This is a genomic window from Nocardioides turkmenicus, assembly GCF_011045035.1.
In the GTDB taxonomy this organism is placed as follows: domain Bacteria; phylum Actinomycetota; class Actinomycetes; order Propionibacteriales; family Nocardioidaceae; genus Nocardioides; species Nocardioides turkmenicus.
Map to the genome: position 1 here is coordinate 179736 of NZ_JAALAA010000012.1, position 14518 is coordinate 194253.

12 protein-coding genes are annotated in these 14518 nt (G+C 68.7%); 9 read left to right on the forward strand and 3 right to left on the reverse strand.

Annotation, left to right across the window (positions count from 1 at the left end; genetic code table 11):
- Positions 1-33: 33 nt before the first annotated feature.
- Together helR and pepN are read right to left on the reverse strand one after the other, a co-directional pair.
- Positions 34-2256 carry an RNA polymerase recycling motor ATPase HelR gene (gene helR, locus G5C66_RS15745; protein WP_165111900.1) on the reverse strand — a complete coding sequence of 741 codons (2223 nt, stop codon included), beginning with the start codon at positions 2254-2256 and terminating at the stop codon, positions 34-36.
- A 199-nt stretch (positions 2257-2455) separates the two neighbouring features.
- On the reverse strand, positions 2456-4999 hold the full coding sequence (gene pepN, locus G5C66_RS15750; RefSeq protein WP_165111901.1) for an aminopeptidase N: 2544 nt from the start codon (positions 4997-4999) through the stop codon (positions 2456-2458).
- Positions 5000-5200: 201 nt separating this feature from the next.
- On the opposite strand from pepN, the gene G5C66_RS15755 reads away from it, so the two are divergent.
- Positions 5201-6868 (forward strand): CHAP domain-containing protein, encoded by a 1668-nt coding sequence (locus G5C66_RS15755; RefSeq protein ID WP_165111902.1) that lies wholly within the window; start codon positions 5201-5203, stop codon positions 6866-6868.
- A 77-nt stretch (positions 6869-6945) separates the two neighbouring features.
- Here G5C66_RS15755 and G5C66_RS26870 read toward each other — a convergent pair whose 3' ends face one another.
- A complete protein-coding gene (locus G5C66_RS26870) occupies positions 6946-7137 on the reverse strand; it encodes a L,D-transpeptidase family protein (RefSeq protein ID WP_338144196.1) in 192 nt (63 codons plus the stop codon).
- A gap of 131 nt (positions 7138-7268) precedes the next feature.
- Between G5C66_RS26870 and G5C66_RS15760 the strand changes: the two genes are divergently transcribed.
- From G5C66_RS15760 to G5C66_RS15795, 8 genes are all read left to right on the forward strand, one after another.
- On the forward strand, positions 7269-7892 hold the full coding sequence (locus tag G5C66_RS15760) for a mycothiol-dependent nitroreductase Rv2466c family protein (protein WP_165111903.1): 624 nt from the start codon (positions 7269-7271) through the stop codon (positions 7890-7892).
- Between the two features lie 51 nt (positions 7893-7943).
- Positions 7944-8675, forward strand: coding sequence for a LolA-like protein (locus tag G5C66_RS15765; protein ID WP_165111904.1), 732 nt, complete (start codon positions 7944-7946; stop codon positions 8673-8675).
- Positions 8676-8724: 49 nt separating this feature from the next.
- Positions 8725-9276, forward strand: coding sequence for a TIGR03086 family metal-binding protein (locus G5C66_RS15770; RefSeq protein WP_338144192.1), 552 nt, complete (start codon positions 8725-8727; stop codon positions 9274-9276).
- A 12-nt stretch (positions 9277-9288) separates the two neighbouring features.
- Positions 9289-9843, forward strand: coding sequence for a maleylpyruvate isomerase family mycothiol-dependent enzyme (locus G5C66_RS15775; RefSeq protein ID WP_338144193.1), 555 nt, complete (start codon positions 9289-9291; stop codon positions 9841-9843).
- Positions 9844-9929: 86 nt separating this feature from the next.
- Positions 9930-11129 carry a peptidoglycan recognition protein family protein gene (locus G5C66_RS15780; protein WP_165111905.1) on the forward strand — a complete coding sequence of 400 codons (1200 nt, stop codon included), beginning with the start codon at positions 9930-9932 and terminating at the stop codon, positions 11127-11129.
- 63 nt (positions 11130-11192) lie between these two features.
- Entirely contained in the window at positions 11193-12998 is a 1806-nt protein-coding gene (gene metG, locus G5C66_RS15785; protein WP_165111906.1) for a methionine--tRNA ligase, read from the forward strand.
- Between the two features lie 41 nt (positions 12999-13039).
- Entirely contained in the window at positions 13040-13702 is a 663-nt protein-coding gene (locus G5C66_RS15790; protein ID WP_165111907.1) for a glutamine amidotransferase-related protein, read from the forward strand.
- Positions 13699-14442, forward strand: coding sequence for a DUF3626 domain-containing protein (locus G5C66_RS15795; protein ID WP_165111908.1), 744 nt, complete (start codon positions 13699-13701; stop codon positions 14440-14442). Before G5C66_RS15790 ends, G5C66_RS15795 begins: the two co-directional genes overlap by 4 nt.
- The last annotated feature ends 76 nt before the right edge of the window (positions 14443-14518 follow it).

Consider the following 14518-nt stretch of genomic DNA (forward strand, 5'->3'; position numbering starts at 1 on the left):
TGCGGTTGCTTCGCAATTCGCGCAGTAGTCAGCTCAGCTCGTCAGGATCACCAGCTGCTGGGTAGCACGCGTCATCGCGACGTAGCGGTCCACGGCACCCTCGATCCCGGACCCGTACGTCTCGGGGTCGATGAGCACGACCAGATCGAACTCGAGCCCCTTGGCGTGCTCGGGGCTCAGGCGGCGTACCCGGCCCTCGTCCTCGGCGGGTGACCCGGCGGCGATGACGCAGGCGATGCCTTCGTCGTGCTCGGCGAGCCAGGTCTCCAGGATCTCGTCGAGGTCCGCGACCGTGCCGTGGCGGACCGGGATGCCGGAGGCGCGGATCGACGTCGGCACGTTGGCGTCGGGGAGCGCGGCGCGGATGACCGGCTCGGCCGCGGCCATCACCTCCTCGGGCGTGCGGTAGTTGATGTTCAGGCCGGCCATCTCGATCCGGTCCAGCCCGACGCGCTCGAGCCGCTCCTGCCACGACTCGGTGAACCCGTGGCGCGCCTGCGCCCGGTCGCCGACGATCGTGAAGCTGCGCGAGGGGCAGCGGCTGATCAGCATCTGCCACTCGGCGTCGGTGAGCTCCTGGGCCTCGTCGACGACGATGTGCGCGAACGGGCCGGCGTACGGGTCGAGCTCCTCCGGCTCCCGCACCGAGTCGTCCAGCAGCGCCGTGCGCAGGTCCTGGCCGCGCAGCATCGACATCACCTTGATGTCGGAGTCGTCGTGGCTGATCAGATCGGAGACCACCTCGGCCTTCGCCCTGCGGTCTGCGGCTGCGGCCGCCTTCTTGGCGCTCCGGCGACGGGACGCGTCGGGGTCACCGAGCCGGCGGTGGGCGGCGTCGAGCAGCGGCAGGTCGGCCTCGGTCCAGGCGTGGGCGTCCGCGCGCTGCAGCAGCTTCACCTCCTCGAGCCACGGCGCGCACATCCGCAGGAACGCGGGCACCTCCCACAGGTCCCCGACGATGTCGGCGGGCTTCAGCCGCGGCCAGACCTGGCCGAAGACGTCGAGCAGCCCGGCGTTGGTCTCCAGCGAGGCACGCAGAGCATCGGTGGCGTCCTCGTCGACCAGCCCGTACGCGTCGAACTCGTCCTCCTCCGGCTCGTCGCCCCAGTCGTCGATATCGGCGTCGTAGTCGCGGTCCGGGTCTGCGGCGCCGTTCTCCTGGATCCTGTCGGTCACGATCCTCAGCAGCGCGTCCCAGACCAGGTCACGGGCATCGTTGTGCGGCGTACCCGGCTCTGCGGCGGCGAGCGCCTCGGCCCAGTCGCTGACACTGATCACCGCGTCGCCGTACGGAGTCTCGACGAGGGTCGGCTTCGACGGCGGCTTCTCGTAGAGCGCCACGGCCGGCTCGATGGCCGCGACCATCCGGGCGTCCGCCTTGAGCCGGGCGACCTCCGCGTCCGTCTCGGGCAGCAACGAGGCGCCCTCGGGCACCATCCGGCGCAGCGTGGTGGTGCGTACGCCCTCCTCGCCCAGGCTCGGCAGCACGTCCGCGACGTAGGAGAGGTACGGCTCGTGCGGTCCCACGAACAGCACCCCGCCCTTGCCCTCGCCGAGGCGCGGGTCGGAGTAGAGGAGGTACGCCGTGCGGTGCAGCGCCACCACCGTCTTGCCCGTCCCCGGCCCGCCGTCGACGACCAGTGCGCCCCGTGACGACGCCCGGATGATGGCGTCCTGGTCCGACTGGATCGTGCCCAGCACGTCGCGCATCCGCGGCGAGCGGCTGCTGCCGAGGGTGGCGATGAAGGCCGACTGGTCGTCGAGCGCGGCATGCCCCTCCAGCCCCTCCGCGGTGAAGACCTCGTCCCAGTAGTCGGTGATCCGCCCGTTGGTCCAGCGGTAGCGGCGCCGGCTGAGCAGCCCGCGCGGGTCGGCGTGCGTGGCTGCGAAGAACGGCTCGGCGGCGGGGGAGCGCCAGTCGACCAGCAGCCGCCGGCCGTCGCTGGCGGTCAGCCCGAGCCGCCCGATGTAGATCGTGTCGCCCGACTCCGTGACGATCCGCCCCAGGCACAGGTCGAGGCTGAACCTGCGCAGCATCCGCAGCTGTCCGCCGATCCGGTGCACCTCCAGATCGCGGTCCATGGCCTCCTGCCCGTGGCCGCCCGGGCGACGGCGTACCTCGTCCAGCCGTTCGTTCAGCTCGGAGATCTGCTCCTCGAGACTCTGCCCGATGGCGGCGAAGTGCCGCTCGTCATCGGCGATCAGTGCCGGGTCCGCCTTGGCGTCGTGACGGCCCGCGAGATCGAATGCTTGCAACGTTGAATCCCCTGTCTGATCAGGCGTTTTACCTGTTCGAGCAGGAGATTCTGCCCCAGTCCGGGGGGCTTGTTTCAAGCCCCTATGTGCGCTATAAAGTTGTTAGTGGAAGGGAGAGATTCCCTTCCATTCGTGGTTTTCGCCGCAGATGCGAAGGACCCCCAGACGACGTCCGCCTGGGGGTCCTTCGTTGCGTGAGCTACTGCGCGTCGCGCTCCTGAGCGGCGAGGGCGCGGGCGACCTCGTCACGTCCCTCGCGGACGTACCGCTTGGCGGCGGGCTCGGCGGGGGAGGTCTCGAGCCACTTGTCGGCCTTCTCCAGGAGCTCGGGGGAGGCGGCCGGCTTGGGGAAGATGAACTCCAGCACTGTCGAGGCGCGGTGGGTGCCGAGGTGGTCCCAGAGGGTGTCGGCGGCCTCGAAGTAGCGGTCGATGTAGGGCTCCAGCACCTCGTCCTGGCCGGACCGCTGGAACGAGAGCACGATCGAGCGGGCGGTCTCGTTGGCGACGTCGGTGCGGACGACCACCGCGTCCCAGGCGGCCGCCTTGGCCTCGGCGGTGGGCTGCGCGGCACGGGCGGCGGCTGCCTTCTCCTGGCCGGAGATGGTGTTGTCGCGCTCGAGCTCGGCGGCGATCTCGGTCTCACCGAAGGTGCCGGAGGCGGCCAGACCGGTGACCAGCGCCCAGCGCAGGTCCTGGTCGATCTCGAGACCGTCGTAGGCCAGCTCGCCGGAGAGCATCGCCTGGAGGTCGGCGATGGCGGCCTCGGAGCGGGCTGCCGCGGCGTACGTCCGGGCGAAGGTCAGCTGGTGGTCGCTGCTCGGCGCGGCGCTTTCCAGCAGGCTCTTGAGCCCGGTCTCCCAGCGTGCCTTGAGGGCGTCGCGGTTGGCCGGGGCCGAGAACGAGTTGACCGCCTGGGCGGCGAAGACGGGGATCCGGGTGACGCCCCAGGCGTCGGTCTCCTGGCCGATGTTGGCCAGGACGAGCTCGACGAAGTCGCTGGCCCGCATCTCGGCGTCGCGGGTCATGTCCCACGCCGCACCCCAGATCAGCGCCCGCGAGAGGGAGTCGTCCAGCGCGGACAGCGACGACAGCGCGGTGGCCAGCGAGCGCTCGTCGAGCCGGATCTTGGCGTACGTCAGGTCGCCCTCGTTGAGCAGCAGCAGGTCGGGCTGCTTGACGCCCTCGAGCTGCGGCACCGAGGTGAGCTCGCCGGTGACGTCGATCTCGAACGCGTCGCGGCGGACGAGCGCGCCGTCGACGAGGTCGTAGAGGCCGAGGCCGATGCGGTGGCGACGGAGCGTCGGGTAGTCGGCGGCGGCCGACTGGCGCACCGCGAACGCGGCGTAGGAGCCGTCCTCGGCGAGGGTGAACTCGGGCGCGAGGGTGTTGACGCCGGAGGTCTGCAGCCACTCCTGGGCCCAGCCCTGGAGCTCACGGCCGGAGGCGGCCTCGAGGTGGCGCAGCAGGTCCTTGAACTCGGAGTTCCCGTAGGCGAACTCCTTGAAGTAGGCCTTCAGGCCCTCCAGGAACGGCTCCAGGCCGACCCACGCCACCAGCTGCTTCAGGACGGAGGCGCCCTTGGCGTAGGTGATCATGTCGAAGTTGACCTCGACGGCCTGCAGGTCGTAGTTGTCCGCGGCGATCGGGTGCGTGGTGGGCAGCTGGTCCTGGCGGTAGCCGGTCTGCTTGCGCGCGTTGGTGAAGCCGGTCCACGCGTCGGTGAACTCGGTCGCGTTGGCCTGGGCGTGGTAGCAGGCCCACTCGGCGAAGGACTCGTTGAGCCAGAGGTCGTCCCACCACTTCATGGTGACCAGGTCGCCGAACCACATGTGCGCCATCTCGTGGAGGATCACCGAGGCGCGGAAGTCGTAGAAGGAGCGCGGCTGCTTGGAGCGCGGCAGGTATTCGTCGCGCAGCGTCACGGCGCCGGCGTTCTCCATCGCGCCCATGTTGTACTCCGGCACGTAGAGCTGGTCGTACTTCCCGAACGGGTAGGGGAAGTCGAAGGCGTCCTCGAAGAACTCGAAGCCCTGCTTGGTGATCTTCACGACCTCGTCGCGGTCGAGGTAGGGGACCAGCGACTGGCGGCAGTAATGACCCAGCGGGATCGTGCCGAACTTGCCCTCGTAGACGTCCTGGACCTCGTGGTACTCACCGGCGATCAGCGCGGTGATGTAGGTCGACATCTTCTTGGTGGGCTCGAAGTCCCAGGTCGCGCGGCCGTCGCCCAGCGGCTTCGGCTCGGGGGTGACGGCGTTGGAGACGACCTTCCAGCCCTCGGAGGCGGTCACGTGGAAGGTGAAGACGGACTTGAGGTCGGGCTGCTCGAAGGTGGTGTAGACGCGGCGGGCGTCGGGGACCTCGAACTGGGAGTAGAGGTAGACGCGGTCGTCGGCGGGGTCGACGAAGCGGTGGAGCCCCTCGCCGGTGTGGGAGTAGGTGCAGTCGGCCTTGACGACGAGGACGTTCTCGGCGGCGAGACCGTCCAGCTGGATCCGGGAGTCCTGGTACGCCACCGCAGGGTCGAGCGCGACGCCGTTGAGCGTGATCTCGTGGACCGTCGCGTCGACGAGATCGGCGAAGGTCGAGGCACCGGCCTCGGTCGAGGTGAACGTGATCGTCGTCGTCGAACCGAAGGTCTCGGGGCCCGTGGTGAGGTCGAGTTCGATGTCGTACGAGAGGACGTCGAGGAGAGCGGCTCTGGCGGTGGCCTCGGCGCGCGTGAGATTGGTTCCAGGCATGGCTGGATCCTCTCATTCTGCCCGGAATTCGAGACATTTATATCGCGCTTGTTGCCCGTTCTTGGGAGTGGTTGAGCGTGGAAAGTAAAAATACAGTGATGTAATTCCGACACACCGGTATCAATAGTTGACAACTTTCTCTAGGGTGCTCGTGTGCCCCTCAAGTCACAGAAACACCAGTATTCACAGGAGTCGCGCCAGGTGGGGAAGCCTGGCGGGGCGCTGCGCCGGACCTTGGTCACCGGCGCGGTTCTGCTGCTCGTCGGCCTCGGTGTGCAAGTCATCCCCAAGTTGGCATCACCGGCGCACGCGGGCTCCATCACGCTCTGCTCCGGATTCTCGGACTGCCGCAGCAAGGGCTACTCCACCGGCGGCTACGAGAGCGCCTGGGGGAGCATGTACTGGCGGATGTACGCCGGTCGCAACTGCACCAACTACGTCGCGTACAAGCTCATCCAGACCGGCCTGCCGAACGCTCGCCCCTGGTCGGGCGAGGGCAACGCGACCAACTGGGGTGTCGCGCTGAGCAGGCTGACGAACCGGACGCCGACCGTCGGCTCCGTCGCCTGGTGGCACTCCTCGCACCCGAGCGCGAGCCGCTTCGGGCACGTCGCGATCGTCGAGCGCGTCGGCGACAACTCGATCACCATCTCCGAGTCCAACTACGGCAGCGACCTGAGCTGGCGCCGGATCGGGAAGGACTCGGTCAACTACCCGACCGGGTTCATCCACTTCAACGACCAGCGGCTCTCGGTCACCAAGCGACCCACGGTCGAGGGCACGGCGCAGGTCGGCAAGTCGGTCACCGTCAACACCGGCTCGTGGAGCCCGAACCCGAACAAGATCCGCTACCAGTGGATCGTGAACAAGAAGCCGATCCCGGGTGCGACCAACAAGACCTTCCGCATCCCGGGCCACCTCGCCGGCAAGCAGATCGCGGCGGTGCTCACCGGCACCCGCCGGGACTACAGCGAAGCCAGGACGATGAGCGAGATCCTGCCGCCGATCAAGCAGGGCACGTTCAAGGTCCTGGCGCAGCCGAAGATCACCGGCACCCAGAAGGTCGGCTCGACGATCGCCGTCGGCGGAGCGGACTACGAGCCGTCGGCCAAGATCGGCGAGGTCAGGTGGTACGCCGACAAGACCCTGATCGCACGCAGCACGTCCCGCTTCCTGAAGGTGCCCGCATCGGCCTCGGGGAAGAGGATCGGCGCGGTCGTCGTCGGTGTCCAGGAGGGCTACCGCCCGAAGCAGTCGTACGCCTTCGCCAGCACCCTCGTCGGCGGCGGCAAGGCGCCGCAGCAGCCGGCCGAGCCGCCCGCGGAGACGCCGAGCGGCACGCTGACGCAGACCGCGGCCGGCTTCGTGAAGGGCGGCACCCGTCTCGGCGGCCTCATGCAGGTCGACCCGGGCGAATTCAGCGAGGCGGTCGACCTCTCCTACCAGTGGACGCGCGAAGGTGCGCCGATCTCCGGTGCGACGAGCCACAAGTACTACCCGACGGCCGCCGACGTCGGCCACCGGCTCAGCGTCACCGTGGTCGCCCGTTCCCGCAGCGGGGACACGGTGAGCAAGACGTACGGCCCCAGCGGCCGGGTCCGCGTCAAGCCCCGCGTCAACGTGGTCGCCGCGGACGGGTCGGGCCAGACCAAGGTCGACGTCCGGGTGACCGCCTCGGGCTACACCCCGACCGGCAGCGTCACGATCGTGACCAACGGAGACCGCAAGGTCACCCAGGAGCTCAGCGGAGGGTCCACCAGCGTCACCTTCGTCAAGCTCCCGCCGGACGAGTACGTCGTGAAGGTCTACTACCGCGGCGACGAGGTCGCCTACTGGGCGAGCGGGGGTGACTGGGCCACGGTCAGCTGACCTGAGTCAACCCGTCATATGGCCGTGGGCCGGAGCGATCCTCGCTCCGGCCCACGGTGCTTCCTCGATCGGACGCGTCAGGCGCCGATGGCGATGACCGGCTTCTTCGTCGGGTCGAGGAGGTTGAAGTACTCCTTCATCATCCACCGCGGCACGCTGACACAGCCGCCGGTCGCGCCGGAGCCGTTGACGTGCAGGAAGATCCCGGCGCCGTTGTAGTAGGCCGAGTTGTTGTCCTGGACCCAGTACGACTCGCTGGTGATCTTGATGTGGCTCAGCTTCTGGGTGCTCGCCTTGGCGTGGGTGCCCGCGGAAGCCTAGTGGGGTATGAAAGGGCTTACCCCTCAGTAGCGGTAACAAGTCCGGAACAGAACCTTGGGAGCGGTGGTTGAGTGTCGATATGACGCAGACCACGCCCGCTGAGAAGACCGCCGCCGACTTCTGGTTCGACCCCGCCTGTCCGTTCGCCTGGATCACCTCGCGCTGGATCCTCGAGGTCGAGAAGGTGCGCGACGTCGAGGTGACCTGGCACATCATGAGCCTGGCGTACCTCAACCAGGACAAGGACATCCCGCAGGAGTACCGCGACTTCCTCTCCACCGCCTGGGGCCCGGTGCGGGTCTGCATGGCGGTGCAGAACGAGTACGGCCAGGAGAAGCTGGCCGAGATCTACACCGCGCTCGGCACCCGTCGCCACGTCGAGGGGCGCGACTTCGACCGGGCGCTGATCGAGGAGGCGCTCGCCTCCGTCGACCTGCCGGTCGAGCTCGCCGACGCGATGGACGACGAGTCCTACGACGAGGCGATCGCGAAGTCCCACCACGAGGGGATGGACCAGGTCGGCAACGACGTCGGCACCCCGACGATCGCGATGAACGGGTCGGCCTTCTTCGGTCCGGTCATCTCCAAGGCGCCCAAGGGCGAGGAGGCCGGCAAGCTCTGGGACGGGTTCCAGCTGATCACCGCCTACCCCTACGTCTACGAGCTCAAGCGCGCTCGGGTCCACGACCTCGACTTCAGCTGAGGGCGACGAATATGAGGTCGCCGGTGGGTTCGGGCGGTGGGACCATCGCGTATGACCCTGACCGTGTTGCGCCCGCTGGCGCTGACCCTGTCGCTGGCCGCGTTGCTGGCCGGCACGACCGCCTGCGGCGGCACTGCATCCTCGGGCAAGGACAAGTCGTACGCCGACGAGTCCCCTAAGAAGATCCTCGCCGACGCGAAGGCGTCGATGGGCTCCTTGAAGTCGGTCCACATCTCGGGGACCGGCCTCGACGACGGCGCCGAGATGTCGATCGACATGACGGTCTCGACGGCGGGCGACTGCACCGGCAGCATCGGTACGCCCGACGGGGAGATGACGTTGCTCGTCGTCGGCGGCAAGGCCTGGTTCAAGGCAGACCGGGCGTTCTGGAAGGCCAACGCCGGTGCCGACGCCGACGCGGTCCTGGCGATGGTGGGGAAGAAGTGGGTCGTCGGTGGCGACGACCTCGGCGACCTGACCAGTCTGTGCGACTGGGACGAGCTGTCCGAGGAGTTCCTCGAGCTGCTGGTCCCCAGCACCATCGAGGGCCTGACGATCAAGAAGTCGAAGGATCAGGTCGACGGGCAGCCGGTGGTCAAGCTCGAGGACCGCAGCAGCGAGCAGGGCACGATCTATGTCCAGGCCGAGGAGCCCCACTACGTGGTCAAGGTGTCCAACACCGGCAAGGATGCGGCCGACGTGACGTTCAGTGGCTTCGACGAGCCCACGGAGATCGTCGCGCCGAAGCCACGCCAGCAGATCGACTTCGAGAACATGGAGTAGCCGAGAATTTGGCGGTGACGCCGAGGTCATCCGGTCGTACGTTGGCAGGGTGACTACTACAGACGAGGCAGGAATTCTCTCGCGGGCGCTGGACCAGACCGGCGACCTGCTCGACCGGGTGCACGCCGACACAGTGTCGCGGCCGACGCCGTGCACGCAGTGGGACGTCGGGGCGCTGGCCGACCACGTGATCGCCGACGGTCCCAACTTCGTCACGATGCTGCGCGGGGGCCAGCCCGACTGGAGCGCGCCGGCCCCGCACGTCCGGGAGAGCTGGGGGCCCACGTTCAAGGTCGGCGCCGACGACGTGCTGCACGCCTGGGGCCAAGGCCCTGGCACCGACGGCTGGGAAGGCGGTGCATCGGTGCCGGTCGGCATGATCGTGGCCGAGTACGCCGTGCACTCCTGGGACCTCGCGCAGGCGCTCGGCGTGCCGTCCTCCGAGCTCGACCCCGAGCTGGCCGAGGTCGGGCTCGAGTTCATGCAGGCGAGCCTGAAGCCGGAGATGCGCGCTGGGGCGTTCGACCCGGAGGTGGCGGCGCCCGAGGGTGCCGGGGTGTACGAGCGGCTGGCTGCTTTCGCCGGACGGAAGGTCTCCTGACACCATGGTCATGTGGTTGACCAGATGGGTGTGTTCGCGCTGCAGCGGGCACTGACGCAGGCAGCAGACCTTCTCGACACCGTCACGGCGGACGACCTGACCCGGCCGACGCCGTGCCCCGAGTGGGATCTGCGCAAGCTGGCCAACCACATGATCGCCCAGCCGCGAGTCTTCGTGACCATGCTCCAGGGCTCGCCGCCGGGATGGGACGGTCGCGAGGACTACGCGGTCAACCTGGGCGAGGAGCTGCGCACGAGGGGCAATGCGCTGATCAACCTGTGGCGCGAGATCGGTGCCGACGACATGGTGATGGTCGACCCCGACTGGCAGTCGGCCGAGATCGCGGTCCACACCTGGGACCTGGCGGTCTCCCTCGGACGCCCCACCGACGGTCTCGACGAGGCGGTCGCCCAGCGCGCCGTCGTCGCGATGGACCGCATCCTCGGGCCGGAGCGCAAGGGGCGGGCCTTCGCCAACGCGCTCTCCGCGCCGGAGGGGTCGGGGGCGTACGAGCACCTGGCGGCGTACGCCGGACGGCCGGTGCCGTTCGAGCCTTCCGACCGCTGATCTCAGCAGTCACAGAGGACCCAAACGACACACCGAACACATGGGTTTGCGGCATGTCGGGCCCTTGATTCTCCAAAATCAACGGTATGGCCCGCTTCCCCCGCATCCTCACGGTGACGTTGACCGCAGCAGTTCTCGGCGCGTCCATGCTCGTGCCAGCCATCGGTTCGTCGATCGGTCCGGCAGCCGCCGAGGAGGGCCAGCTGATCAAGCTGCCTCGCCTCGAGGACGGCATCGCGACCCGTGATGTGAAGCTGCCACCGAGGCTGACCGAGCGGTCCGCCGGCGCGGCTGCGACCGAGAAGCTGCGTACGACGACGTTCTCGATGGTCGGGGTCTCCTGGACCGGGGCGGAGACGCCCACGGTCGAGGTGCGGGTGAGCAAGTCGGACCAGTGGCGCGAGTGGCAGGAGCTGCCGCTGCAGCAGGACCTGCCCGACGGTGAGGAAGGGGCCGTGGCCGCCCGTGGCAAGGTCGAGCGCCGGGGCACGCAGCCGGTGTGGACCGGCCGGGCCAGCGGCGTACAGGTGCGGGTCGAGGGTGCGCAGCCCAAGGACCTGAAGCTGACCCTGATCAACACCGGGCCGCAGGAGGACGTCAAGGCGCCGAAGAAAGAGGCCGAGGATCTCGGCTACGGCAGCGCAGCGAACGGCCGGGTCGCGCGGACGCGCCCGCGGTGGGCGCCCAAGCCGGTGATCTTCACCCGGTCGCAGTGGGGCGCCAACAACTCCTGGCGCAACGGCCGCCCGGAGTACAACACCTCGCTCAAGCAGGTCCACATCCACCACACCGCCACGAGCAACAACTACTCCAAGGGCGACGTGCCGGGGATCATCCGCGGCATCTACAGCTACCACACCAGGTCGCTGGGGTGGTTCGACATCGCCTACAACTTCCTCATCGACAAGTACGGCCGCGCCTGGGAGGGCCGTTCGGGCGGCATCGACCGGCTCGTCAAGGGTGCCCACACGCGCGGCTTCAACCACCAGTCGATGGGCATCGCGCTGATCGGCAACTTCGAGAACGTACGCCCCTCCGACGACGCCCTCATCAAGACCGAGCGGATGGCGGCCTGGAAGCTCGACATGGCCGGGCGCGACGAGCGCGGCACGCTGACGACCATCTCGAAGGGCAGCGACCGGTTCCCGGCCGGACGGCGGGTCCGGGTCTGGGTCATCGACGGGCACTTCCACACCAACGAGACCTCCTGCCCGGGCGCCCAGCTCGCCAAGTGGCTGCCGTGGATCCGGAAGTACGCCTACAAGCGCGACCAGATGTTCAACTGACCCGGTGGTGAATGCGGGCCCGGCGAATAAAACCTGTGGCATCTGCTCACTAGGATGCTGCCCATGAGCAACGTTCTGTCCGCAGTCGCCTGGCCGTACGCGAACGGCCCGCGCCACATCGGCCATGTCGCCGGTTTCGGCGTGCCCTCCGACGTCTTCAGTCGGTACATGCGGATGGCGGGCCACGACGTGCTCATGGTCTCCGGCTCCGACGAGCACGGCACCCCGATCCTGATCGCCGCCGACGAGGCCGGCGTGTCGCCGCAGGAGCTCGTCGACAAGAACCACCGGATCATCGTCGAGGACCTGACCTCGCTGGGCCTGACGTACGACCTCTTCACCCGCACCACCTCGGCCAACCACCATGCGGTGGTGCAGGAGCTGTTCCTCGGGGTCTACAACAACGGCTACTTCGTCGAGCAGACCTCGAAGGGCGCGATCTCGCCGTCGACCGGCCGGACCCTGCCCGACCGCTACATCGAGGGGACCTGCCCGATCTGCGGGGCCGACGGGGCGCGCGGTGACCAGTGCGACAACTGCGGCAACCAGCTCGACCCGGACCAGCTGATCAACCCGGTCTCCAAGATCAACGGCGAGACGCCGGAGTTCGTCGAGACCCAGCACTTCTTCCTCGACCTGCCCGCCCTGGCAGATGCGCTGCACGCGTTCCTCGACGAGCGCGAGCAGACCGGCCTGTGGCGTCCCAACGTCATCCGGTTCAGCCAGAACATCCTCAAGGAGATCCGCCCGCGCGCGATGACGCGCGACATCGACTGGGGCATCAAGGTGCCGCTCGACGGCTGGCGCGACAACCCGACCAAGCGGATGTACGTCTGGTTCGACGCCGTCATCGGCTACCTGTCCGCCTCGATCGAGTGGGCCCGGCGCTCGGGTGACCCGGAGGCTTGGCGGAAGTGGTGGAGCGACCCCGAGGCGTTGTCCTACTACTTCATGGGCAAGGACAACATCGTCTTCCACGCCCAGATCTGGCCGGCCGAGCTGATCGCCTACAACGGGCAGGGGTCGAAGGGCGGTGAGCCCGGCTCCTACGGTGTGCTCAACCTGCCGACCGAGGTCGTCTCGAGCGAATACCTGACGATGGAGGGCAAGAAGTTCTCCTCGTCGAAGAAGATCGTGATCTACGTGCGCGACCTGCTCTCGCGCTACCAGCCCGACGCGTTCCGCTACTTCGTGGCCGCCGCCGGCCCCGAGTCGAACGACTCCGACTTCACCTGGGCGGAGTTCGTGCGGCGTACGAACGACGAGCTCGTCGCGGGCTGGGGCAACCTGGTCAACCGCACCGCCACCCTGATCGCGAAGAACTTCGGCGAGCTGCCGGCCGCCGGGACGCTCACCGAGGCGGACGAGGCCATCCTGTCCACGGTGCAGGCCGCCTTCGGCACCGTCGGCGACCTGATCGGCCGCCACCGGCAGAAGCAGGCGATCGGCGAGGCGATGCGCGCCGTCGGCGAGGTCAACAAGTACGTCACCGACCTCGAGCCGTGGAAGCTCGCCAAGGCTCCCGAGGACCGCGAGCGGCTCGGCACGGTGCTGCACGTGATGGCGCAGTGCGTCGCCGACCTCAACCTGATCCTGTCCCCGTTCCTGCCGTTCTCCGCCAACGAGGTCGACAAGGCCCTCGGCGGCAAGGGCGAGGTGGCCCCGATGCCCCGCATCGAGGAGGTCGAGGATCTCGACACCGGCAAGGCCTACCCGATCATCACCGGCGACTACTCCGGCGCGCCTTCGTGGGAGCGTCACCCGATCGTCGTCGGCACCCCGGTCGCCAAGCCCACCCCGGTCTTCCAGAAGCTCGACCCCGCGGTCATCGACGAGGAGCTCGACCGGCTGGGCATCAAGCCGGAGTAATCGGTTGGCCCGAGCCCGGCGTGGCTGGAACGATTCGGCTCATGATCGCACTGCTCGGCGACGACCGGGGACACCGTAGCCATCAGGAGCTCAACGCGCTGCGGCCACAGCTGGCCGAGCTCGGGGTCGAGACGGAGTGGGTGCCGACCGACTCCGAGTTCGATGTCTCGGGCTATGACGGTGTCTGGCTCGTGCCGGGCTCGCCGTACGCGTCGGATGCTGCTGTCCTCGACGCTCTCACCGTGGTGCGGGAGCGAGGGATCCCGTTCCTCGGGGTGTGCGGCGGGATGCAGTACGCCGTGCTGGAATGGACCCGCAACGTGCTCGGGTCCTCGGCGACCCATGCCGAGTCCGACGGTGCCCGCGACGACAACGCGGTCGCCGCGCTGGCCTGCTCGCTCTACGGCGAGGAGCGGCTGGTGACCCCGGTCCCCGGCACCCGCTTCGAGGTCTGGCAGCCGGAGCCGTTCGTCGGGATGCACTTCTGCAACTACGCCCCGACCGCCGACGCCGTCGCCGCGCTGGAGAAGACCGGGATCGTCGTCGGAGCCACCGCGGACGACGCCGGAGCGGAGGTCCTGGAGTTCCCGGACCATCCGTTCTACGTCACCAGCATGTTCCAGCCCCACATCGGTGCCCTCGCCGGGGCCCCGGTCCACCCGCTGGTGAGGGCGTTCGTGAGCGCGGTCGTGGCACGACGATGAGCGTCACCCTCCAGTTCCACCCCGACTGGCCCTACGCGGGCGGGCTGGTGATCGAGTCGCTGGCACGCGACGGGAGGTATCGCTCCCAGTTCGAGACCGGGATCTCGAACGGCGGGCTGACCGCCCATCCCGGAGGCGACCGGTGGCGCTGGGAGAGCCGGCTGTTCGGCGGACGCTATGACGACGCACCGGCCGGTGAACGGCCCGTCTACGGAGCGTGGAACCGTCGGCACGACCCCTACGGCGGCGCGATCCGGTTCGGGTCGGCCCATCTCCGGCTCCGGCCGGAGGTGCTGGAGCGGTGCACCTTCTGCTTCCCCGACTCGGTGTTGGAGCCGACCGACTTCGGTGGGCCAGAGATGCTGCCGCAGCTGTCCGCGATGGCCGACGCCTCGGGCTTCGACGACCTCGACGAGTGCGTCGAGGCGCACGTGCACGGCGGCGTAGTGATCGCGCGGGACGCCGAGGCGGTCGTGCTCGACCCGTGCTTCCGGGGCACGAAGGTCGAGGCTGCGGCCGGCGACCTCGGCTGCGCCGTGGAGTGGCATCCCGGCTTCCGCGTCGCCACCGACGGCCTCGATCCGGGCTACCGCGGTCAGGAGTACGTCGACCTCGCACGGTCACTGGGTGACGTACTCACGCCTGATCTTGTCGGCGACGCCGCGCGGTCCGGCGACCACGACCCGCAGTCGGTCAAGCGGGTGTGGCACTACCTGGCACGGTTCGGACGCGTCGGCTGAGTGTCGAGCGGCTCACTCTCCTCCTCCTCCGCCGCCGTCGCCTCCGCCGCCGTCACCCCACCCACCGCCGTCGCTC

What these genes read in the sequence shown, in the direction of transcription:
- G5C66_RS15780 (WP_165111905.1), top strand. Translation starts at nt 9,930, where the DNA reads ATGGCCCGCTTCCCCCGCATCCTCACGGTGACGTTGACCGCAGCAGTT.
- metG (WP_165111906.1), top strand. Translation starts at nt 11,193, where the DNA reads ATGAGCAACGTTCTGTCCGCAGTCGCCTGGCCGTACGCGAACGGCCCG.
- pepN (WP_165111901.1), bottom strand. Translation starts at nt 4,999, where the DNA reads ATGCCTGGAACCAATCTCACGCGCGCCGAGGCCACCGCCAGAGCCGCT.
- G5C66_RS15790 (WP_165111907.1), top strand. Translation starts at nt 13,040, where the DNA reads ATGATCGCACTGCTCGGCGACGACCGGGGACACCGTAGCCATCAGGAG.
- G5C66_RS15760 (WP_165111903.1), top strand. Translation starts at nt 7,269, where the DNA reads ATGACGCAGACCACGCCCGCTGAGAAGACCGCCGCCGACTTCTGGTTC.
- G5C66_RS15765 (WP_165111904.1), top strand. Translation starts at nt 7,944, where the DNA reads ATGACCCTGACCGTGTTGCGCCCGCTGGCGCTGACCCTGTCGCTGGCC.
- G5C66_RS15795 (WP_165111908.1), top strand. Translation starts at nt 13,699, where the DNA reads ATGAGCGTCACCCTCCAGTTCCACCCCGACTGGCCCTACGCGGGCGGG.